The 23,501-nt window shown below is 44.1% G+C and carries 20 protein-coding genes and 2 tRNA genes; 12 read left to right on the forward strand and 10 right to left on the reverse strand.

From position 1 onward, the window contains the following. Positions 1-138 precede the first annotated feature (138 nt). The 5 genes from ACDQ55_RS02800 (at position 139) to ACDQ55_RS02820 (ending at position 8,127) form a co-directional block, all read left to right on the forward strand. A complete protein-coding gene (locus ACDQ55_RS02800) occupies positions 139-2,727 on the forward strand; it encodes a hypothetical protein (protein ID WP_420979546.1) in 2,589 nt (862 codons plus the stop codon). A 21-nt stretch (positions 2,728-2,748) separates the two neighbouring features. Then, entirely contained in the window at positions 2,749-3,669 is a 921-nt protein-coding gene (locus tag ACDQ55_RS02805; RefSeq protein WP_420979547.1) for a transglutaminase domain-containing protein, read from the forward strand. 16 nt (positions 3,670-3,685) lie between these two features. Next, positions 3,686-5,536 carry a chloride channel protein gene (locus ACDQ55_RS02810; protein WP_420979549.1) on the forward strand — a complete coding sequence of 617 codons (1,851 nt, stop codon included), beginning with the start codon at positions 3,686-3,688 and terminating at the stop codon, positions 5,534-5,536. Positions 5,537-5,624: 88 nt separating this feature from the next. Continuing rightward, positions 5,625-6,230, forward strand: a complete 606-nt coding sequence (locus ACDQ55_RS02815; protein ID WP_420979550.1) for an NAD(P)H-dependent oxidoreductase — start codon at positions 5,625-5,627, stop codon at positions 6,228-6,230. 1 nt (position 6,231) lies between these two features. Beyond that, a complete protein-coding gene (locus ACDQ55_RS02820; RefSeq protein ID WP_420979551.1) occupies positions 6,232-8,127 on the forward strand; it encodes a monovalent cation:proton antiporter-2 (CPA2) family protein in 1,896 nt (631 codons plus the stop codon). Positions 8,128-8,148: 21 nt separating this feature from the next. Here ACDQ55_RS02820 and ACDQ55_RS02825 read toward each other — a convergent pair whose 3' ends face one another. Both ACDQ55_RS02825 and ACDQ55_RS02830 read right to left on the reverse strand, forming a co-directional pair. Next, positions 8,149-8,400 (reverse strand): hypothetical protein, encoded by a 252-nt coding sequence (locus ACDQ55_RS02825; RefSeq protein WP_420979553.1) that lies wholly within the window; start codon positions 8,398-8,400, stop codon positions 8,149-8,151. A 6-nt stretch (positions 8,401-8,406) separates the two neighbouring features. Continuing rightward, positions 8,407-8,664, reverse strand: a complete 258-nt coding sequence (locus ACDQ55_RS02830) for a hypothetical protein (protein ID WP_420979554.1) — start codon at positions 8,662-8,664, stop codon at positions 8,407-8,409. Between the two features lie 396 nt (positions 8,665-9,060). Here ACDQ55_RS02830 and ACDQ55_RS02835 point away from each other — a divergent pair, with 396 nt between their 5' ends. Beyond that, on the forward strand, positions 9,061-11,109 hold the full coding sequence (locus ACDQ55_RS02835) for a M13 family metallopeptidase (protein ID WP_420979555.1): 2,049 nt from the start codon (positions 9,061-9,063) through the stop codon (positions 11,107-11,109). A gap of 75 nt (positions 11,110-11,184) precedes the next feature. Here ACDQ55_RS02835 and ACDQ55_RS02840 read toward each other — a convergent pair whose 3' ends face one another. Both ACDQ55_RS02840 and ACDQ55_RS02845 read right to left on the reverse strand, forming a co-directional pair. Beyond that, entirely contained in the window at positions 11,185-13,473 is a 2,289-nt protein-coding gene (locus ACDQ55_RS02840; protein ID WP_420979556.1) for a GH92 family glycosyl hydrolase, read from the reverse strand. Between the two features lie 64 nt (positions 13,474-13,537). Then, entirely contained in the window at positions 13,538-14,749 is a 1,212-nt protein-coding gene (locus ACDQ55_RS02845) for a glycosyltransferase family 87 protein (protein ID WP_420979557.1), read from the reverse strand. A gap of 363 nt (positions 14,750-15,112) precedes the next feature. Here ACDQ55_RS02845 and ACDQ55_RS02850 point away from each other — a divergent pair, with 363 nt between their 5' ends. Next, positions 15,113-16,951 carry an ABC transporter ATP-binding protein gene (locus ACDQ55_RS02850; RefSeq protein WP_420979558.1) on the forward strand — a complete coding sequence of 613 codons (1,839 nt, stop codon included), beginning with the start codon at positions 15,113-15,115 and terminating at the stop codon, positions 16,949-16,951. Here ACDQ55_RS02850 and ACDQ55_RS02855 read toward each other — a convergent pair. Continuing rightward, the gene (locus tag ACDQ55_RS02855) at positions 16,928-17,332 is read right to left on the reverse strand and encodes a hypothetical protein (protein WP_420979560.1); all 405 of its coding nucleotides are present in this window, start codon (positions 17,330-17,332) and stop codon (positions 16,928-16,930) included. The genes ACDQ55_RS02850 and ACDQ55_RS02855 overlap by 24 nt on opposite strands. Positions 17,333-17,650: 318 nt before the next feature. On the opposite strand from ACDQ55_RS02855, the gene ACDQ55_RS02860 reads away from it, so the two are divergent. Next, a complete protein-coding gene (locus ACDQ55_RS02860) occupies positions 17,651-17,929 on the forward strand; it encodes a hypothetical protein (RefSeq protein WP_420979561.1) in 279 nt (92 codons plus the stop codon). 93 nt (positions 17,930-18,022) lie between these two features. Here ACDQ55_RS02860 and ACDQ55_RS02865 read toward each other — a convergent pair whose 3' ends face one another. The 3 genes from ACDQ55_RS02865 to ACDQ55_RS02875 all read right to left on the reverse strand — a co-directional run bounded on the left by ACDQ55_RS02865 (position 18,023) and on the right by ACDQ55_RS02875 (position 19,473). Beyond that, the gene (locus tag ACDQ55_RS02865) at positions 18,023-18,337 is read right to left on the reverse strand and encodes a winged helix-turn-helix domain-containing protein (protein WP_420979562.1); all 315 of its coding nucleotides are present in this window, start codon (positions 18,335-18,337) and stop codon (positions 18,023-18,025) included. A gap of 418 nt (positions 18,338-18,755) precedes the next feature. Continuing rightward, positions 18,756-19,085, reverse strand: coding sequence for a hypothetical protein (locus tag ACDQ55_RS02870; RefSeq protein WP_420979563.1), 330 nt, complete (start codon positions 19,083-19,085; stop codon positions 18,756-18,758). A 7-nt stretch (positions 19,086-19,092) separates the two neighbouring features. Further along, the gene (locus tag ACDQ55_RS02875; RefSeq protein WP_420979564.1) at positions 19,093-19,473 is read right to left on the reverse strand and encodes a response regulator; all 381 of its coding nucleotides are present in this window, start codon (positions 19,471-19,473) and stop codon (positions 19,093-19,095) included. A gap of 802 nt (positions 19,474-20,275) precedes the next feature. Here ACDQ55_RS02875 and ACDQ55_RS02880 point away from each other — a divergent pair. The 3 genes from ACDQ55_RS02880 to ACDQ55_RS02890 all read left to right on the forward strand — a co-directional run bounded on the left by ACDQ55_RS02880 (position 20,276) and on the right by ACDQ55_RS02890 (position 20,814). Further along, positions 20,276-20,348, forward strand: a tRNA-Ile gene (locus tag ACDQ55_RS02880). A 9-nt stretch (positions 20,349-20,357) separates the two neighbouring features. Beyond that, a tRNA-His gene (locus ACDQ55_RS02885) sits at positions 20,358-20,429 on the forward strand. Between the two features lie 175 nt (positions 20,430-20,604). Next, entirely contained in the window at positions 20,605-20,814 is a 210-nt protein-coding gene (locus tag ACDQ55_RS02890) for a YwbE family protein (RefSeq protein WP_420979565.1), read from the forward strand. Position 20,815: 1 nt separating this feature from the next. Here the strand turns inward: ACDQ55_RS02890 and pth2 are convergent, their stop codons facing one another. Together pth2 and ACDQ55_RS02900 are read right to left on the reverse strand one after the other, a co-directional pair. Then, the gene (gene pth2, locus ACDQ55_RS02895) at positions 20,816-21,211 is read right to left on the reverse strand and encodes an aminoacyl-tRNA hydrolase (RefSeq protein ID WP_420979566.1); all 396 of its coding nucleotides are present in this window, start codon (positions 21,209-21,211) and stop codon (positions 20,816-20,818) included. Positions 21,212-21,306: 95 nt separating this feature from the next. After that, positions 21,307-21,495 carry a hypothetical protein gene (locus ACDQ55_RS02900; RefSeq protein ID WP_420979567.1) on the reverse strand — a complete coding sequence of 63 codons (189 nt, stop codon included), beginning with the start codon at positions 21,493-21,495 and terminating at the stop codon, positions 21,307-21,309. Between the two features lie 166 nt (positions 21,496-21,661). Between ACDQ55_RS02900 and recD the strand changes: the two genes are divergently transcribed. After that, a complete protein-coding gene (gene recD / locus ACDQ55_RS02905; protein WP_420979568.1) occupies positions 21,662-23,467 on the forward strand; it encodes an exodeoxyribonuclease V subunit alpha in 1,806 nt (601 codons plus the stop codon). The last annotated feature ends 34 nt before the right edge of the window (positions 23,468-23,501 follow it).

Here is a 23,501-nt window from a genome sequence, read left to right on the forward strand (position 1 = left end):
ATTATTTAATATAATATATGTAATTCGATTTAATATTCCTTGTTCATTTTATTCATTCGATTTTCGCTAAATCTAAACACAAATAGCATTCGTACTTAAACAAGTACCGACAATTCGAAAATCCATTTATTGTCCCCTATGATTGATCTATCCTATGACTTTATCATTACCCTGCAAAACGAGGTTTTACGCAGGTTTGGTGTTGAAGTCATGTTGCCAGGAGATTGCAAACATCTCTCTCAGTCCATATTGGATGACACCACGAAACTGGTGAGTGAAACTACGCTCAAACGGGTGTTCGGATTTGCTGTGGCTCAACACAGTTTCTCCAGGTATACCCTGAACACACTTTCACAATATTGTCAATATAAAGACTGGGAAGATTTTCAGCAACATCATTACCGGAAACTGAATTCCACCTCTAAGCCAACCAATACAGCGGCGGCATTGGATAATAGTAAATGGACGGATCTGAAAACAAAAGCAGATGCCGTTTCCCATTATACCATGCTTACCCTCAAAAATCGCTCTGGTATCGCTTTCCCTTACACCGTACACAGACCTTTTTGTAATGCACATATCGAAAAATTCCTCGAAAGCGACTATGCTGCTACCGCACTGATAGCCCCTTCCGGTTGGGGAAAATCATTGTCGCTTGTGCACCTGGCCGAACATTGCTGGTTTGGTAAAGAAGCCCGCTTCAAGCAAGACGTATGCTGGTTTATTCACGCACATGCCGCCGGTAGCCTGCTCCTTAAAGGCTTCTCCCTTTCCACCTGGCTCGACAACCAAATGAACCTTGGGAATGGAGAAAATTTCAGGGAATACTTTTCCCACCACTTCGATAAAAAGGGCGGACGCCTTATATTAATAATAGACGGATTTGATGAAATTGCAGTAGCTGGGGAAAAACTACGCCTTCTCTACTCCAAACTGGAAGATTTCGTATACTCCAACGACTTGTACCCCTGGGTAAAAGTGATCCTTTCTATCCGCAGCAGTACCTGGTCCGAAATATTCCAACACTCCCAACAATACCCGGCATTCCGCCGCTACTGGTACCTTGGTGCTGAAATGGACGAAGAAACCAATATCAACATGCCACGGCTTACAGAACAGGAAGTAAAGTCCATATTATATAATCACCAATTCGATCCTGCCACAGTAAGGCTCTTTTCTGAGAATTTTCTGCAAAAATTAAGGTATCCATATTACCTCCAACTATTTTGTCAGCTGAACAGCGGCCCAGACCAAACCTTCGTAGATGAACACCTCAGCCTCTTCGAAATCGTTTCCCGCTTCATCCAAAACAGGGTATTCAATTCCCAGAGTAATTCTTTCAAAATAAAGATCATCGAAAAATTACTTGCCCTGCTGGACCTGGGTAGAACCGGTATTTACGCTGATAAGAGTTTACTACTCTCCCAAAATGCAGATCTCTTCCCTGCCTATAAAGAATTATTGGCAGACAACATCCTGGTGGAGGAAAATCTGAGCCAGGAAATCATGTTCAATGTGAAGGTGCGGTTTGCCCATACCATGCTGCTCGAATACTTTGTGGCGATGCACTACCTCAAAATGAACGGCCAGGAAATCAACGAGCAACTGCTTACCGCCATCCTTGAGCACCTGCCCCAATCGCCCTACAGAATCGGCGTATTCAGATGGCTACTCCGCTATGCCATTAATCATGCACAGATAGATGGCATCATTAAAATGTTGCATTTACCATTATCCAATATAGAAAAATCCCACCTCCTCGAGTACCTGGTACTGCACTATCAGCATGATGGCAACAACCAGGGCGAACTTAAATCAATTTTTCCAGCAGGCTTCTTTAAAAAGAATCCTATCAGCCCTTTCATTGGAGATGAATTCATTCACTTCAGGAAACGCAAAGTGCTTACTGCCTTATTAGGACTGGCAGAAGCAAGAGAAGATAAACTCAAAATAAGGAGTAAGCTCTTTGCAATGGCGTTACTGCAACTGGATGCAGAACAATGTGAAATTGAGCTCAATAGTATCAAAAAGATATACGCGCCGGAAGAACTGGAAGAAGAATTATGGGTAACTCCCTATGAAATACAACTCTTCATTTATGAATTCCTGAAATTTGGCATCGTCAATGAAGATATCCGGGAAAAAATCTATAATTATTTCCGCCACTGGACTAACGCAGGCAAAAAAACTATCTCCGAACCACAGGAGATTGTGTTCCGTAATATGGGGATTGTGTTCACCCTACTAGGCGATTATGAACACCTCCTCACTTTTACCACCCGCATCTTTGAAACGTACCCCTTTCTGCAACACCGCAAAACAGATTCCTTGCGCATGCAATTACTTTGCTGGCAGGCCCAAGCATATCTCGGACTAGGTCAAACAGAACCAGCTGCGCGCATTTGCCGCCATACAGACCAGGTCATCAAAAATTATTCGACCGACTATTTCGGTGGAAAATACATGGAATCTATCCAAAAACTACTCTACGCTGGCATCTACTTTAAAGAACACGATTTCAATAAAGCCATCCGGGTAGCCGAAACCGCCGTGGAAAATGCCCAGAAACTGGATTTTAAAGTGCTGGCACTGATGAACTTCGGCCTGTTGAATAAAATCTATCAACAGCTGGACATGGACAAACAAAAAAACGACACTGCGCAACAAATAGAACTTATCAGAAAAAGTACCTCATTTAAACAAGCCGTTTCCAACTTTGCAAGGTGATTATGACATAAATTTGCTTTATTGCGTAGCATAATGGCCATCGACGAAAGCAAATATACCCTGACATACCGGATATTGTTCAACTTATTGAGTCTGTTGACTTTATCACTATTGTCGCCATATATCAACCGGTTTATTCCTCCATTGGTAGCCAATGGTTGGCATGTAGACCTCCTCGTGGCGGTGTTGGCGGGCTTTCTTCTCCTCCTCCTAATCCGTTGGATATTCAGACCATTGATTATCCCTGTTTTCCTGCTGATATGCGGGATCATGATCTTTAACAAGTATACCGATCGCTATACCCTCAGCAATGTGCTCAATGATTATAAAAGCATGGTGCAGGGAAACCTGGGCGCTAAAGACAGTAAACAACTGGATATCCTCAGCTTATATCCCAGAAGGGTAGAAAGCTACCGCGATAAAACCGTAAGGGGCATGCGGGAAAAAATCAATTTCCAGGATTCGGTTGTCCGCAACTTCTCCGTAAAGCACTCCCTGGATTATTACGACGAGTATTTCTATAAATATGGTAAAATAACCCGCTTCCTATCCCTGTTCCGGTACATTAACAGCCATTTTAAGTATGTATTGGACTCCCGCCGCGACGAATACTTTGCTACCCCGCAGGAAACCATACAAAATGGCCTGGGTGGCGACTGCGACGATCACTCCCTATTAATGACCTCCTGTCTGCAATCTATCGGTGCCCGTTGCCGTATTGTACTGGTGAAAGGGCATGCCTATCCGGAACTCTATTGCGGCGACCGCAATGATTTTGAAATCATGAAACAAGCCATCATCACCCTATTTCCCAAACCTGTGGTGAAAGAAATCTATTATCACGAGCTCAAAGGAGAATACTGGATTAACCTGGACTACACCGCCCGGCAACCCGGTGGCCCCTATATGAACGATAAAGTTTATGCCCTGATTGAGCTCTGATCCTTAAATTTGCTAAATGAGCCAATTTAATCGCCTGCGGAAGTACCATAGCTTTTTTCGATTTAAAAAAGACTTCGAACAGTATAGCTTAAAAAGTGCCCGGAGCTATGAATTAATTCTTCATTGGCTACATAATAAAATGAACCGCAATCAGTTCCTGCTGCTATCAGGTATTATAGTGGGCTGTTCCGCAGGGTTGGCCGGAGTAATATTAAAAATATTAGTACACTACATCCACTATGTGATCACCGATAAAGTACACTTCAGCACCCAAATCATTTTTTATATAGTATTTCCTTTCCTAGGTATTGTATTAACTACCCTGATCGTGATCTGGTTTTTCAGAGGACAGTCCAGGAAAGGGATTCCCGCTATCCTACACGAAATAGCCCAGAACTCCAGCCTTATTCCGCCAGTAAAAATGTACTCCCAGATTTTACAAAGTGCGGTAACTGTAGGTTTAGGAGGCTCTGCCGGACTGGAAAGTCCTATCGCCGTAACCGGCGCCGCTTTAGGTGCTAACTACGCCCGCACCTATAACCTGGGTTATAAAGAGCGGACCTTACTTTTGGCCGCCGGCGCTACTGCCGGTATTGCAGCCGCTTTTAATGCGCCCATTGCGGGAATGATGTTTGCCTTTGAGATTTTACTTACAGGCGTAGTGTTTTCCGACTTCATGCCCCTCATTGTGGCAGCGGTATGTGGCAGCCTTCTCTCCAAGATCATCCTGCAGGAAGAAGTGCTTTTTCACTTCGAATCCCGGACAGCTTTCAATTATCATAATCTGCCCTATTATATTGCCCTCGGCCTGTTAAGTGGATTATATGCCCGGTACTACGTAGTGGTATCGCAAAAAGTAGAACATTTCTTTCATGGCTTAAAATGGACGGCCTTACAACGGGCCATATTAGGCGGACTATTAGTATCCATCCTTTGCATATTATTGCCGCCCTTATTCGGTGAAGGTTACAACAGCGTAAAATCATTGGCAAACGGCAATCACCAGGCTATTCTTCAAAATAGCTTCTTCCGGTATTTGCCCCTCCAAAGCTGGATGATCCTGGTTTTTGCCGGATGTGTATGTTTATTGAAAGCATTTGCTGCTTCCATTACCATCCAAAGCGGGGGCAATGGCGGTAATTTCGCCCCCTCCCTGTTTTCCGGTGGCTTCCTGGGCTTCTTCTTTGCCATGTGCTGCCAAACAATAGGCATTACTGATATTCCAATCACCAACCTGGTGATTGTGGGCATGGCCGGCGTAATGGCCGGTGTATTGTACGCTCCCCTTACTGCCATTTTCCTTATCGCCGAGTCCAGTTCAGGATACGACCTGTTTATCCCCCTGATGATCGTATCCACAATCTCCTTCCTAATGGCGAAATGGTTTTCCCCTATTTCTCCGGAAATCAAAGAACTCGCAAAAGATGGGAAAATATTTACCCGTGCACACGACAAAAACATCCTGTTATTGCTGAAAATGGACGATCTAATAGAGAAAGATATACAATCGATCTGCATCGACGCCAATCTCCGGCAGGTAATAGAACTGGTAAAAGAAGGTAGCCGGAACGTGATCGCTGTGATCAACCAGCAACAGCTATTTGAGGGCATTATCATGCTGGATGATATCCGCCCCATTATGTTTAACCCCGACCTGTACGACAAAGTAACCGTGAAAAAGTTAATGCAGGCGCCACTGGCAGTAGTTCATTTAAACGATAACATTAACCTCGTGATCAAAAAGTTTGATGAAACCCATGTCTGGAACCTACCGGTAGTACAAGACAAACGGCTGATCGGCTTTATCTCCAAATCCAGCATTCTTAATAAATACAGGTTATTATTACAGGAATATTCTGAAGGATAAAAACATTTTCTTACCTGGCGCATTTATTGAAATGGGTATGAGGTTTTTAGTCCAAAACACCTAAATTCCCATATACGAATATGCGATAATGGCCAAAGTCCTGATAAATTTTGCGCATCCTGCCCTGGAAAAATCGCGGGTACACGTGGCATTGCTCCGTGAAATCAAAGGTATGCCCGGCGTTACCTTCAACGATCTGTATGAGCAATATCCGTCGCTGGATATAGATATTCCCCGCGAACAACAACTGCTGGAACAACACGATATTATATTACTGCAACATCCTTTTTACTGGTATAGTGGCCCGGCTATCATTAAACAATGGATAGACCTGGTACTGGAACATGGCTGGGCATATGGCCATACTGGCAAAGCCTTACAGGGCAAATACTTTGGTAATATCATCAGTGCCGGCGGGCAGGAGCTGTCTTATCGTCCAGAAGGGCATCATGGCCACTCCATACACGAGTTCCTGCTGCCTTTCCAGCAAACAGCCCAGCTATGCAACATGCACTATACCGCGCCCTATGTGATTTTTGGCGTGCACCGGGAAGATATTTCAGATATAAAAAAAGAAGCAATGCAACTGAAAAAAGTACTGGAACGGCTAAGAGACAAAAGCTTTGATCCCACCCCATTACCCAATTTGCAGTACCTCCATCAAATCCTTGAACTACCTGCACAAACCCAATAATATGAATCAACATTCTTTGTTATTTCAAGCGATGGTATACCTGGCAGCGGCCATTATATGCGTGCCCGTTGCTAAAAAACTGGGATTAGGCGCCGTACTAGGCTACCTGATAGCAGGTGTGATCATAGGCCCGTCTGTATTAGGTTTTATAGGAAGGGAAGGGGAAGACATCATGCATTTTGCTGAGTTTGGCGTGGTGATGATGTTGTTCCTGATAGGCATGGAGCTGGAGCCGAAATTGTTATGGCGGTTAAGGTCTTCCATACTCGGACTCGGCGGCCTCCAGGTAGTATTAAGCACTTTGGTGATAGGCGGTATCGCCTTCTGGTTAGGACAGCCCCTTAATACTTCCATGGCGCTGGGAATGGTTTTTTCCCTTTCTTCTACTGCCATTGTGTTGCAAACACTGAATGAAAAAGGTTGGATGGATACCGCGGCAGGGCAGAGCGCCTTTTCGGTACTGCTGTTCCAGGATATCGCCGTGATCCCCATGCTGGCTATTTTTCCGTTGCTGGCTGGCCAGCCTTCTGCGATCGCTACCACACAAACGTATACACTGAGAGACAACTTACCCGGATGGGGCCAAACACTGATGGTATTGGGCGCTGTGATGGCTATTATTGTAGGAGGCAGGTACCTGGTGCGTCCGCTGATGCGGATTATTGCTAGTACCCGGGTGAGGGAAATGTTTACCGCCACCGCGTTACTAATGGTAGTAGCCATTGCTGTACTGATGAACCTTGTAGGATTAAGTTCTGCCCTCGGCGCCTTCCTGGGCGGAGTAGTATTAGCCAATAGCGAATACCGGCATGAGCTGGAAAGTGATATAGAACCGTTTAAAGGGTTATTGCTGGGCCTATTTTTTATTGCCGTGGGAGCTTCTATAGATTTTAAGCTGATCCTTACACAACCCTGGGTAATATTGGGATTGGTAATAGCTATTATGATCGTGAAAGCGCTGATATTATTATTGTTGGGAAAGATATTTAAGATAAGTACCGACCAAAATCTGCTTTTCGCATTCGCTTTATCCGATATTGGGGAATTCGCTTTTGTGTTATTGTCGTTCACCAGTCAAACACATATCCTCAATGCAGACATGACCGCTATGATGACCGCCGTAGTGGCTATCAGCATGGCGTTTACGCCATTGTTGATGCTATTGTATGAAAAAGTGGTACAGCCCCACTTTACCCAACCAGAAACACATACAGCAGAGAGGGAAGCTGATGAGATCAATGAAAAGAATCCGGTAATAGTAGTAGGCTTCGGCCGCTTTGGCAGCATGACAGGCCGCTTTCTACGGGCAAACGGCATTAAAGCCACAATCCTCGATCTAGACTCCGACCGTGTAGATGCCCTGCGCAACATGGGCATTAAAGTATATTATGGGGATGCTTCCCGGTACGACCTCCTGGCGGCGGCCGGCGCCGCCGACGCAAAAGTAATGATCATTGCCGCCGCCCAACCAGACCAAACCCGCGAGGTAGTGAAAATAGCTCAGCGTTATTTCCCTCATCTCCAATTATTGGTAAGGGCTACCGCTAACCAAGATGCTTTTGAACTAATGGACCTTGGCGTATTACACATTTACCGCGAAACAGTAGACACCTCTCTACGCATGGGTGTAGATGCCATGCGCATGCTAGGCTCTAGGGCCTACCATAGCGAACGCGCCGCACGTACTTTTTTCCGGCAAGACGAACGCACCCTTAAAGGCCTGTCTGCCCTCCGCGATGATAAAAAACAATACATCAGCTCCATGAAGGAACGTATCGACGAAATGGAAAAACTCATCTCCTCCGATCGCATCAAAACCTGGATGGACGAAGGGCTGGGTTGGGACCCGGAAACATTACGCGATGAGATCCGGAGAGAAAAAAAGGAGGAAAATTAATATAAAAACGATGGCATGGTATTAACCTTGAATATGATGGACGATCAACTCTGCCACATGATGCAGCAACCCGATATCTATCTGCTTTAAATGATCGTGCATCGGTTGACTGGACACCGCCCGTACATAACCTTCTTCATCCGGCTCGAAAATGATTTCATGTTCTTCTATCATTACCTTGAACACCGTTTTATACTGCTGGTTCATGATATGCACTTCCAGAATATGAGGTTGACCCTTGTACTCGAATTTAAGCGTAAAAACGTCTGACATATACTATTACCGTTGTGCAGTATTCGCTTCAGCATCATCTTCCTGCTGCTGATAGTAACCTTCTATCCCGGTTTTCTCTTCACGTGAAAACAGCTGTATCAACCACAGGGAGAAAGAAGCAAGACCGCTGATGATAAATATGTAGCCTATGAATCCAAGGGTGTGAAAAATTCTAAACCACATCCAGTCGTTGGTTAAGGCATACTGCGCTAAGATAGCTAAAATCACTCCTGCCAACACCAATACTATCGCTATTTTTTTCATGTGGGGGATTTTTGGGGGATAATAAATCTGTTTCCGCCATTAGGGCACCAACCTCTCTCTGTCACTCATTGCTTATCAACTATTGTTCAGGTAGATAATTCTCAAGATCACGGATGATATAACGCTGTACGGTGTAAAATTGTTACAATTGCCAATGGACACCCATGTTAAGTCCTTTAGAAAAAAGAGCAATTGCGTAAAAATGAGATACTTATTCATGAAAATCATGACAAGAATAGCAATACATCTAAAATATCTATAACTAAAATATGACCGGGGTTTTAATTGATTGATCATATAGTAATAAAATATAGCCAATACCTTATGTAGCTTATTTCAGTAACAAGGCTGGTAAAAAATTAATTACCTTTCTTTTATTAAAATTTCACATCACTTATGAAGCATTTACTCCTTAGTGGAGCAGCGGTAGCTGCCATAGCTTGCTTTACCGCCTGTAATCAAGGACAGCAGCGCACTAATGCCCAAACAGCGTCGCCGGATGCCGTAGCCGCCAATGTAGATAGTACAGTGAGTCCTGTTCAGGATTATTTTGATTTTGCCAATGGCGGCTGGATAAAACGGAATCCCATTCCACCGGCATACAGTTCCTGGGGCATTGGTAACCTCGTACAAGAAGAGCTCTATAAACGCCTGCGTACCATCAACGAAAAAGCAGCAGACAATTCTGCTGACCCCACTTCTAAAAAAATTGCCGCTTTCTGGAAAAGCGGATTAGACTCAGTTCGCCTCAATGCCAACGGTATACAACCTATCATAGCAGACCTGAAAGCAGTTGATACCATCAGCAACACTCAACAGTTAATACAATTTGCTGCGAAAACACAGATCAGCACCAATGCCATGTGCGATCTCTATATCGGACAAGACGCCAAGAACAGTGAAGCCATCGCCGTACAATTAGGTCAAGGAGGCCTGGGGCTGCCTAACCGCGACTATTACTTCAATACCGACCAACGCACTACGCAAATAAGGGAAGCTTATCCCAGCCACATCGCCAAAATGCTACAGTTTACAGGACTCGACAGCGCCGCCGCTAAAAAGGCCGCTGCCAGCATCTTCCAACTGGAAACCCTGTTGGCCAAATCCAGCCGTAAACTAGAAGCCTTACGCGATCCGGAAGCCAACTACCATAAAATGGCGATCACCCAACTCAATAAAATTGCCAGTAATGTAAACTGGATTAGCTTCCTGCAACAACAAGGTATCAGTAAATACGCAGATACTGTAATTGTAGGCCAACCTGAATTCTATACAGCACTCAGCAACGCTATCAAGTCACAGCCCCTGGAAACATGGAAAAATTACTTGAAGTGGCGGCTGATAGACGGCGCAGCTCCTTACCTGAGCGACACCATCGCGAACACTGATTTCGCATTCTACTCCAGACTTATCCGCGGTCAGGACCAACAAAAGCCACGCTGGAAACGCGTACTGAAAGCCGAGGAAGACGCTATAGGCGAGGCGCTTGGCCAATTGTTCGTAAAAGAGTTCTTTAATGCCACCGCAAAAAAAAGATATGAAGAGCTTGTAGAAGATATCCGCGGCGCCTTGAAAACACGCATCGAAAAACTCGACTGGATGAGCGACAGCACCAAACAAAAAGCGCTGTATAAATTGTCCAGGATCACCAAAAAAGTAGGCTATCCCGACAAGTGGAAAGACTTTTCTGCAATGGACATCAAAAACCAATCCTACTACGAAAACGCACGCGCCGCCAAACAATGGTGGCATCAATACCAAATCAACAAACTTGGCAAACCAGTAGACCGCACAGAATGGGACATGACTCCGCAAACCTATAATGCCTACTATAATCCCAGCAACAACGAAATCGTACTGCCAGCAGGCATATTCACTGTACCCGGTAAACGCGATGAAGAACTGGACGATGCCATCGTATACGGCTATGCCGGCGCCTCCACCATCGGCCATGAAATTACCCATGGCTTCGACGATGAAGGCCGTCAATTTGATGCAGACGGTAACCTGAAAAGCTGGTGGACCAAAGAAGATGAAAAGAAATTCAATGACCGTGCAGCAGTAATGGTAAAACAATTCAACAGCTATGTGGTAGTAGATTCCTTACACATCAACGGAAAAGCTACCTTGGGAGAAAACATCGCCGACCTCGGAGGCATCTTGCTCGGCTGGGACGCTTTCCAGCAAACAGCCCAATATAAAAAAGGAGAGAAAATAGCCGGCTACACCCCTGCCCAACGCTTCTTCATGGGGTATGCCCTAGGATGGTTGCAACATACCAAGAAAGAGGCACTCGCCAACGCCGTGCTCACCGATGTGCATTCCCCTGCTAAATTCAGGGTGAACGGCCCCTTCAGCGACGTAAACGCATTCTATGAAGTGTATGGTGTAAATCCAGGAGATGGGATGTACAGAGCAGACAGTGTGCGTGTTAAAATATGGTAATCATCTAATTCAATAAAAGAGGGTGTATCAAATTTATGATACACCCTCTCGCTTCTTTATAATTGTTCAGTATTCTTACAGTTCATTGCTTGGCCTGTCTGCCGGCAGCTGGCCAAATGCATAATTTGGCTTGTTTCCCATTTTAATCTCCAGAATACCACCTTTTATTACATCCTGATGGGTGATAAAGCTCTTAGTATATGGCTTACCGTTAAGGGTAACGCTTTGTATGTAGATGTTAGCGGCACTATTGCCGATAGCCTGTACGGTAAAGGTTTTACCGCCACCTACATTGATAGTCGATTTATCGAACAGTGGGCTGCCTAATACATAGACCCCGCTGGCTGGATTTTCCGGATAGAAACCCAGTGAAGAGAATACGTACCAGGAAGACATTGCGCCGCAATCTTCGTTACCTGCCAGTCCTCCCGGTTGATCGAAATAGAACTCTTTCATTACCTGTCTTACCTTTTCAGCTGTTTTCCATTGGTAACCGGCAAATGGGTACATATAAGTAACGTGGTGACTTGGCTCATTACCATGCGCATACATCCCTATCAAGCCAGAGATGTCATTAGATGCTTCTGCACCCATATCGCCTTTGGCAGTAAACAGGCTGTCGAGCTTACGGGTAAAGGCTTCGTCGCCTCCCATGAGCTTAATCAGGCCTTCCACATCCTGTGGTACCAGCCAGGTATATTGCCAGCCGTTACCTTCTGTGAAGTCGCCTTTCTCATGAATAGAGTTGAACGGATCATAAGGTGTTTTAAAACTGCCATCGCTCATACGGGGGCGTACAAAGCGGATAGTGCTGTCGAAATAGTTTTTATAATAGCCGGCGCGTTTTTTATAGTATTCGTAATCGTCTGTTTTACCCAATTTTTTAGCCATGGCTGCAATACACCAGTCGTCGATGGCATATTCCATTGCTTTAGACACGGACTCATATTCTTTATCCGCTGGGATATAACCCAGTTCCTTTACGTATTTCAGGCCCAGATCGTCGCGGTTGGATGTTACTTTCATTGCTTCGAAAGCTTCTTCCGGGCTAAAGCCTTTAAATCCTTTCAGATAGGCGTCTACAATAGAAGGTACGGCATGATAACCCACCATACAATCGGTTTCGTTGCCCATCAAAGGCCATACCGGCAGTTTACCTTGCTGCTTATAAATAGTCAGCATAGAATTCACAAAGGCATCTACTTTTTCCGGATGCAGAATAGTGCTCAATGGCGCGCAGGAACGGTAAATATCCCACAAAGAGAAAACAGTGTAGTTATCAAATCCCGGGTTAGGATATTCCTTTTTATCGGTACCGCGGTAGCTGCCATTGTGGTCATTGAACAGGGCAGGCGCTATCATAGTATGATATAGTGCAGTGTAGAATACACGGCGGGCTACCTGGTCTTTTGTTTCAATGTTTACTTTAGACAGTTCCTTATCCCACTTAGCATTGGCATTATTAACTGTTTTAGCGAAATCCCAACCTGGAATTTCGGCATCGATATTAGCTAGGGCATTTTCGCTGCTCACAGGTGAAATACCTACTTTCAGCATTACCTGGCCAGGCGATTTATCGAAGGAGATGACGCCTTTAGCTTCTTTCCCCTTTACTTCCGTACCAGATTGCTTGGCGTTGCCATTAAATACCAGGAATTGTTTCACCGGCACGGAAGACCTGATAGCAAACCAAAGACGTTGGTCTGCTGCCCAACCTTTGGAGTAGCGGTAACCTTCCAGGGTATATTCATCTACCTGACGAATATACGTTTCCACTGGCGCATCCCAGCCTATCCCTTCTTTCAGATCGATGATAATGTTGGCTGGTTGGTTTTTCGGGAAAGTATATTTATGGAAAGCCACCCTTTCAGAAGCAGTCAATTCCGCTTTGATATTGTAATCATCTAACTGCACAGCATAATAACCTGGGCGGGCAGTTTCGCGATTATGCGAATAGTGGGAACCATATCCGGAAGTAGGATCATCCTGTGTGCCTTTGTTGGTTCTTACTTTACCCGTATAAGGCATAATAAGCACGTCGCCCAGATCACCAATACCTGTTCCACTGAGGTGCGTTTGAGAAAAACCGATCACTACACTATCGGAATAATGATACCCTGAGCACCAATCCCATCCTTTTACAATGTTGGTAGGTCCTACCTGCACAGCGCCATAAGGCACGCTGGCTCCTACAAATACGTGTCCATGGCCACCGGAGCCAATGTATGGATCAACTGAAGCTAATGACTTACTTTCACTAAATCCTGGCTGTGCCGGTACTTTTTTCTGGGCATTTGCCTCCATGCCATGAAATAGCATAGCAGAAAGCGCAAATGCGCCACCTATTTTAAATCCCGAGTTCATAAACAAAATCTCCTTTAATAAAGAAGCAATTTACGGCCAGAATGTTACTTTTTTCACTATTTTTTTAAGAATGGGTAATAGGCTGTAATTCCTTTGCAGGTGCGGAAGAATGTGCTTTTTTTAACAAAAATTTCTGAGTTAAAATTTCATAAGCTAACCATAACCACAATACTAAGCAGGGCAAGGCTTTGATGGCATAAGGCACCGCAATATGGCTTCTAAACCAAGGTGTTAAGATATCTGAATGTGAGAAACTTACTAATAATATTCCAAAAAATATTAATGTATTATTTAACCGGTTAAATGGCTGCAGTACGTACCAAATACAGATAGCCGGTACAGCGATGATATAAGTAGGTGATTCCGAACTGGTGCTAAACAGCACCGGGAACATAAGCGTGGAACATAAAATATATAAACGATAACGGGAATTATAACGGTATTTCAGCTGGGTATACTGTAATAAAAACAATATTATAGCAGGTATCAATACCGCCATATTACTCAACCCCGGGATGCAGAACACTCGCTTAATGAAACCTCCCGCGGAAATATCCTGGAAAGTGACCAGCTTGCCCACGTTCAATTCGTTCTTATGCACAATAGCGGCAAACCAATCGAAATATGACTGGATAATAAAATGAGGGGAAGAAATAGCCATGGGCAATACAAACAATACGGCCGCCCAAAGGAAAAGCCCACCAATAAACCGTTTAGGATTAGCACTAAAGAAGATGAAGGCCAACCCAACTACGCCATAAAACTTGGTGAGTGTGCCTAATACAATTAAAAAAGCCGCCCACAAATCCCTTCCTTTAATAATACTGGTAAAAGTAAGAATGATAAAAGCCCCGATAAACTGATTCAGCTGAAACCAACCGCTTGCACCCATCATTTCCTGGGTGCATAGCAGCAGGATGATGTTTTGTTGCAAGCGGTTGAGAGGCAGCTCCCGGATCGCATAAAATAGCATAGCCGCACCAGCCAAAGCCCATAAAAGAGCTCCAAGGTGGGTATCTAACCCTGCGAAAGGGGCAATCATCATACTGAATACAGGTCCGTAAAGGTTTACATCTAAATATGTTGCGGGGTAAGGAATATACAATGGCTGTTGATGCAACACGTGAAAAAATACATTTTTAAATATGAGGAAATTATTAATGTTACCTCTGGAAATTTCCATTACGGCGCCTAAAAAAGCAAGACCGAACCACAGGCTCATGATCAGCCAATCTTTTTCTGCCAGGTAAATTAACACATTCTTTTTTTCACGCATATTCAGAGTATTACTGATTAAATGCTACAGTACACAGATATAACGCGATAAAATAAAATTCCCCCTAGTATCTTGACAAATACTATCACAAAGCCTAGCCTTTCCCAAGCAGGATGGCGATACCCAACGAATAAATAATTGCAATAATAATGTAGCCTAATCTTCAGATTCGGCCCATTGCCTGGCCTGTCCATTAATGGCGTATACCACAGCTGCCACCAATAAACATACGATAACCAATAAAGAGAGGAGAAAGATAATCATGACATGATCCGGTTTAATTCACATGTTATCAAATTTAAATAAAATCAGTGATCCGGTCACCCGCTTTTTTTGTCGGCACCGTTTTCGTAACTTCCTCGCATGAGTGCAATAGGAAGAAAACGACCGGCTAAAAGCGAAGAACTAACCTTTAAAGAACGCCTGGCAGCACTGCGTAACCTCCCAGCCTTTTTCCGGATGGTATGGCAAACCAGTCCTGGCCTAACAATCGCCAATACCCTGCTGCGCGTAGCACAATCGGCTATGCCGCTTTCCCTCTTATATGTTGGAAAGTTGATTATAGACCAGGTAGTACATCTCAGCAACCATACTACCCAATCCAGCAGCTTATTATGGCAGTTGGTGGGACTGGAATTAGGCATCGCCATTCTCTCCGATGCCCTGGGCCGCGCTATTTCCTTACTTGATGGCCTCCTGGGCGACCTATTCGCCAACCATACCTCTGTTAAGATCATGGAGCATGCTGCCATCCTGGACCTCGACCAGTTTGAAGACGCCACTTTCTACGATAAACTGGAGCGCGCCCGCCAGCAAACCACTGGCAGAACCATTTTGCTAGCCCAAGTATTAAGTCAGGTACAAGATATCATTACCATCATATTCCTGGCTGCGGGCCTGATATTCTTCAATCCCTGGCTGATCCTCCTATTACTGGTAGCCGTTATACCTGCCTTCCTGAATGAATCACATTTCAACGACCTGTATTATAAACTGGCCTGGGGCCAAACTTCCGATCGACGGGAACTGGATTATATCCGCTACCTGGGAGCCAGCGATGAAACAGCCAAGGAGGTAAAGCTTTTCAATCTCTCCAACTTCCTCATCCACCGTTTCCAGACTATCTCCAATAAGTTTTATCAGGATAAAAAAAATCTGCAGGTAAAAGACTCCCTCTGGGGTACGATATTCGCCGTAGTAGGCGCCGCCGGCTATTATGCCGCCTACGTGATCATTATTCTGCAAACCATCAATGGAAGACTTAGTATCGGCGACCTCGCCTTCCTGGCCGGTTCCTTCCGGCAACTGCGCACCACCTTTCAGGGTATCCTGATCCGGTTTTCGAGCGTCACCCAGGGAGCCCTGTATCTACGCGATCTGTTCGATTTTTTTGAGATAACGCCTAAAATGGTGAATCCTCCACATCCAAAGCCATTTCCAAGGCCCATCCAACAAGGATTTACCTTCGAAGATGTGGGATTTAAATACCTGAATGCAGAAAAATGGGCCATCCGCCACCTTAACTTTACCTTGCATGCCGGCGAAAAACTGGCCCTGGTAGGAGAGAACGGGGCCGGTAAAACCACCCTGGTAAAACTATTGTCTCGCCTATACGATCCAGTAGAAGGCCGCATCCTCTTGGATGGCGTTGACCTCCGGGAATATGACCTGAAAGATCTCCGTACACAGATCGGCGTTATCTTCCAGGATTTCCAGCGCTACCAGATGACGGTAGCCCAGAACATCGCAGTAGGTAATATCCCTCAAAGCCATAACATGCCCCTTATAACAGATGCCGCCCGCCAAAGCCTGGCCGCCCCGTTGATCGAAAAAATGCCGCAGGGCTACGAACAGATGCTGGGCCGCCGCTTTAACCAGGGGATAGAGCTCTCTGGTGGTGAATGGCAAAAAATTGCCCTGGCCCGGGCCTACATGAAAGATGCACAACTGCTGATTCTTGATGAGCCCACCTCCGCACTCGATGCCCGCGCCGAATACAACGTATTCCTCCGCTTCGCCGACCTCACTAAAGATAAAACCGCTGTATTAATATCTCACCGCTTTTCTACCGTTCGCATGGCCAACCGCATCCTCGTATTAGAGCAAGGCAAACTCATTGAAATTGGCAGCCATGAAGAGTTACTGGCTCAGCAAGGACGCTATGCAGAACTATTTGAATTACAGGCGGCAGGGTATAAGTAAAGCCGTAGTGTACCACCATTTCAAGATAGCCGCCAATACCACCGTCAACAGGGTAATCACCAATTTCACCCAGGGAATACCTGTATGCAGCTTCGCCATTACCCGCTTCCAAGCCTTAGCTGAATTATAGATAGGCCTACCCTTTATTACGGCCTCTCCACAGTTACCACAGGCGCTCCTTACGTGGAAATACAGGTAATTTTCTATATCGCCGTGCTGATGGCGATTAGGCCAATAAGCAATAAAGGCTTCCTGCACAATAACTTCTGCGGTAATACTATCTGGTGTCATGCGATGAGCAAACTGGCAAAGCCGGGGATACAACAAGTCGAACTGCGACTTGAATTCGTGGATCGTATTAGGTAAGCAGTAGATGGACATGTTAGATAAAAATAGGGAGAATAAGGGGGATTTGCAACGGCAGATACATCTATTAGTCAATAAAAATGGGGATTCAGGCAAATGCAGCAATATGTTCTTTTACCAATTCGTATAGGCGTTCAATCGGCAGGAGCCTTACCTCCTTAAAATAGTCTTTACCGTTGCTATACAGGTCATCTTCTTTAAAAGCATTGGAAACGAAGACATACCTGTTATATAAGCCGACAGGGGAAATTCTAATGTCCTGAAAATAAACATTGGCCTGACTGATAACTGGTCAATGTTTATTTATTAAGTTTAAGGTATGATTACCTCCCTATGAAAAAACGTTTCCTGGAATTATTAATCGTTTACCTTGTTTATTTTACCACTTTGTTGATCTGCATTCAATTTATGCATTTATCGGTACGCATCGCCTTAACCTCCGCTATTATCTGGCTGATGCCCTTTATTGCCATACTTCCGGCACATTTCATTGCCTTTATTATTACGATAGGCTGGCCAAATAGTAATGATAAAACAGATACCTATATTTACCGGATCACTCATTTGCTGATCTACAGCACGATACTGCTCATTGGTTGCTGTTATAAATAAAAATAGGGTTAACAATTGAAAAAAGGGTCACTAAACAGCATTAAAACTTATGAAAAATTATTAGTTAGTAAAACTTACCATACAAAATAAATATTATTTCCCCCATTCATGCTCCTTTAGCCCATAGCCTTTCCCGTAGGAAGTATCTATTTCCAGATGTCCATCCGCTTTAATCACCTTCTTAAGCCGGCCAATAAATACATACAAAGTATGATTACCCTTTTTGCAGTTCTCCTCCCGGCCCAATATACCCAGCAACGTCGCTTTAGGCACCGTCTTATTTTTATTCTCAATCAGGCATTTAAATAACCGGCCCTGGGTAGGCGTAAGCTTTTTCTCTTTCCCATCAGGTGCAGTAAACCTACGAGAGTCAGAGTTATACCTCGACTTTCCGATTGGATAAATCATAGGTGGTATTTATATAATCAAAAATTGGCGCCACACTAATGGTACCTTCTATCGCCAGTATGTGTATTTTTTTACCATTAAAGCATAAGCCTCATTTACCCTTTGCTGCATCGTGAAAAACTAACGGGGAATTTATACAGGTAAAGGACATACGAATATTTGCCACAAATATGTAGGCACGACTTTGCAACTATTGCTTTATAGCTGATTAAGAAAGGTAAAATATACTTCATAGATCAAAGTAACTTACTTCTGATCTAAGTGATCCAGAATCTAAACAAGATTCTGTCTGGCACTCAATTTAAGAACCGAGTGTATTAATAAAATGTAAATAGTTAATTACATGTAAACGTTTATGATAAGAAAAGAGGAGCACTAGCAAAGCACAACAACCATCCTAACGATAACAAATAATACACTAACGCTGTACCATCCGGTCCAGTCGACATGTCTTCGCCCTAACAGTGTAAACTTTCAGATAATCGGTTTTCTTCAACTTCCTGTTCAACTTACAAACCAAATCGCGCAAAGATCCCCGTTTTATTTTCCTCCACAGTGCTTTCATAATTTCCTCCTGGCTCAATTCCTCACGATATCTTTCATGCAACATTTCAAACAACTGGTTTTCCATAGGCATCAGACGTATTGGCTCGAAAAGTGGCGGCTTACCGTTATCCCTCCTATGCTCAATAATACGGCTCATCGGATCGTAAAAAATATTAGTAGAAAGCTGGTGACTTTTATTCATATTTCATCTATTTAAGTGAATGATGTGATATAATATGCTTGTTCAACAAAGGCGCCAGCCCCATCATACTGGCATACTTTGAAATTAGTCCGGTTCCACCACCTCGCCCATATACCTCCTGCCAGATCTGCTCCGGGTTCTCTCCTGTAAAAAACACAATGGGCGTCCATGGGTACCTGGCCCTGATCAGTTGTCCTAAGGAAATACCATCCATACCTGGCATAGATATGTCCAAAAGATAGCAGTCGAAGCTAATCGTGGACAACAAATCCCAGGCATTACTCCCATTATGCACATTACACACATTGAATCCATCCCTATTCAGCACCTGTTTTACTACACGGCAAAACACTACATCGTCATCTACATGAAGAATTGAATATTTCATACTTTAAAGTTGTTTTTAAATATGCCGTTATTAATACATTGCAATAATAAGTATGGTCCTATCAATTCACTTAAAACATAAATAAAATTTGATGCTTACTATTACTTTGAAACATTGTTTATTATAAGGAGATTATTCATCCAAAAAGGATTGCTGGGTTTGGTTAATCGATAGTTAATATCTGTACCTTAAGGAAATTACAGGAGGTTATTTAAGTTTGATTAACGTTATTGCAATAACGTGTACACATTACTGATAGTAGGTGCCAGTTATCTAGTCAGAAAAAAATATTTACTAAAACTGTTTTTTATAAAAAAATAGTTTCATCTTTGCAGTGTTAAAAAAATACAGAAACATGTACCGCACAATTATACATCAATTACATAAAAACGGGTTTAGTCTGATAGGGGACTATACACGTGGCGGGGCATGTTATGCTACTGAATAAGTTAAACCAACGAATTCGATATAACACAGGCCCCGCAAGAGATTGCGGGGCTTTTTTTATACCCTGAAAAATGAAAACAACGCACATATAAATGCCTTACCAATACATAGTATATAGTATTCACCGTAACAATATCCTGTTACATATAGGCCATGCCTATACCAAATATTTCAAACGACCGGAGGTCTGCTAACATAAGCATCATTTATGTTTATTATAGTAAAACCGGTCGCGAAAACGATCGGTTTTTTTGTGTATAAAAGGCTATAGCAGCCTGTTTATATACAACCGGACCCTTCATGCAAACAAGTATAGTAAAATCGGAATCCTAACCTTGTTTGCTAAAAATAAAACTGGCCCGTAGCTCAACGGTTAGAGCATCTGCCTTATATGCAGCAGGTTACCGGTTCGAATCCGGTTGGGCCAACACATACATGGTGCTAGTAGTTTAATGGTAGAATATCCGGCTGTGAACCGGAAGATCAGGGTTCGATCCCCGCCAGCACCCATTTTATTTTGTTTAACCCTTTTGTGAGTACGTAGAAAAGATAGCGGAAAAGATCAGCAATATTAGTGTAAGCGGAAACGGAGCACTGATAGAGCAACTGCGGCAGATCTTCGTTTCCAAATAAATAGGAGAAAAGGGTTAGCTTTACAGCTGACTCTTTTAACATATACTGCATATGGACGGACAATACAGAAAAGATATTTACCCTGGCTTGGAAGTAGCCATCATCCTGAAAAAAGACCAGCGTAACGGCAAAAAAACCTATGGCATTGTAAAAGACATTCTTACTTCCGCCGCCTTTCATTCACGCGGTATTAAAGTACGTCTGGAAGACGGTCAAATAGGCCGTGTAGTAGCAACTGATGTAGTAGGAGAGGAAGATTAGACTATAAAAGTTTTAAATCCTTGGTGATACGGTCTATTGCTTCATTTAAATTAGGCCCTATCGCACAACAGGTTTTAGTAGGCGTACCGCCGAACTCCGTTAACCCCGAATCTATTATCAACGTAGCATTCAGACCATCCTCTACCGCCTGCTGGTATACCCGCTCCAGATCCTCTTCTGAGTCTACCGACAAACAGATCTTGGTAAATCCTTTGGTTAACCACTCCGTTACTTCTTCCGGATTCCTCAAATGGGTCTGTAAAGTATACCCCTCTATGGTAGCATGCTTTGTAAGAAACGCAATGGACGCATGCGCTCCCTGGGCTATCATTTTTCCTTTGCGCATATTCAGGTCCTTACGCATCACGATTACCTGCTTTACTATCCTGGACGACATATTTTATGGTTTGAACAGCTAATTTACGCAATTTACCAGATCACATAACCCAGGTTCAAACGTATGCCGGACAATATAATATACTCATTTACAACTCATTGCAGATTAAACAACCGCCCAAACCTCTCCTGGCCGCTGCCTGCCCAATCGGAATAAGTATAAGCCAGGCCCATATCTATCCCCACTTCAATATTAATTGTTGCATGTTTTAATAAACGTAATTCGTAATTTGCACAAGCTCCCAACAGGAAAACATTTGCTTTCTGCTGACTGATTTTATCCACGGTTACTCCTGGGATTTAACGGATAAAAAGCAGTTGTTATTAACACAACAGTGACTGGGAATTGCTTTGGCGTAGTATACAAACAGGTACAGGTTTCCGTTAAAATACAGCTTTTCAGCCGTAGCAAAAAAAATCGTACTTTAATCTTTTCAAGTGTCTGGTAAGAATGCGATATATACCCACCCTGAATGATGTACACCAACAATTTGCTGAGTATTTTGATATACCAGCATTAAAACCATACGCTTACCTGTTATCTAAAAAAGGAAGCGAGGGGCATATCTGCCTTCATCTTGACAAAATAAAAGAAGCAGAAGAACAACTCCCGGAAGCTTACAAAAAGCTGGAAACCAGCAACAGCATCCTGGAAAAAATACCGTTGGTAGGTAGGCATGGCGACGATAAACAGCCCTTTGTTATTTACCAGGACCGGCTATACCTGCAACGTTATTTCCGCTACGAAACGGCTTTTCTGCAGCATATCCAACAATTCCTGGCAGCAGAAAAAAAACTGTTACCGGAAAGAATGGCCTTACTGGAAAGCCAGCAGCCACTTATCCGGCAACTATTTGCCACTACGGCCACTGCCACTGCCAACAACGAGCCAGCCGACTGGCAGCTAGCAGCTGCTATTACCGGCGTATTACATAACTTTACCATCATCACCGGCGGGCCAGGTACCGGTAAAACTACTACGGTAGCCAAACTCCTGGCCATCTTATATGCTACCGATCCTGCATTGAAAGTAGCGTTGGCCGCACCTACCGGAAAAGCCGCCGCCCGGATGGCGGAAAGCCTGCGCAATACACCTATCGGCGCCGATAACACTATCACCGATAAATTCCGGCTGTTGCAACCGGCTACTATTCACCGGTTGCTGAAATCTACCAGTGGGAGTCCTTACTTTAAGCATAATAAGGAGCACCCGCTCAACTACAATGTAGTAATCATCGATGAGTGCTCCATGATAGATGTAGCCTTATTCGCTAAACTATTAGATGCCATCGATCCGCATACCCGCCTTATACTGTTAGGCGATAAAGACCAACTGGCATCTGTAGAAGCAGGTAGTTTATTTGGCGACCTTTGTCAGGCCCAGGGAACCCTGAACCTGTTTACCCCAGAGCGCCGCCGCTTTATCAACAGCTTCATGGCGGATGAACAAAAGCACATACCGCTTACCCAGGAAAGCAACCACCAACACCCGCTGTTCCAGCACCTGGTAGAGCTGAGACACAGCCACCGGTTCACAGGCAATACTGGTATCGGTAAATTCAGTAAGGCCATTATTGCCAATAATGTACCCGTGATCAGGTCTTTTTTTCCGCCTTCGGCAGATGAACAGGTGATCATAGACCCTACGTCTAATGCCCAGCTGTTCAATGACTTTATAGCCCGCTATGCGGCCTTTATCACAGAAAAGGACATTGCAACGGCCCTCCGGTTGCTCAATGCCCAACGTGTACTCACCGCCGTAAGGGAAGGACCACAAGGACTCTATGCGGTGAACAAACAAATAGAAAAATACTTATACGATAAAAGATTGATCAGCGCCCATACGCCCTTTTACGAAAACCGCCCAATTATCCTCACCCGTAACTATTACGAACACGGACTGTTTAACGGCGATACCGGCATTATACGCCCGGATGAAAAAGGAGCACTCATGGCCTGGTTCGAAGACAGCAACGGCCAACTGAAAGCCGTACTCCCCGGGTACCTTACCCAGGCAGAAACTGCCTTTGCAATGACCATCCACAAAAGCCAGGGATCTGAATTCGGGGAAGTACTGGTAATATTACCGGATACCACCGACGTGCCTATTCTTACGCGGGAATTGTTGTATACCGCAGTAAGCCGCGCCAAATCGAAAGTCTACGTACAAGGTTCGCCGGAAGTAATACTGATGGCAGCCGAACGCTTCGTAGAAAGAGCTTCTGGCATTGCAACCCGGTTCCAGGAAATTAAATAAACGAGGGATGTAATGCCGCTCAGGAAAAATAAAA

Source organism: Chitinophaga sp. 30R24, assembly GCF_049056765.1.
Taxonomy (GTDB): Bacteria; Bacteroidota; Bacteroidia; order Chitinophagales; family Chitinophagaceae; genus Chitinophaga.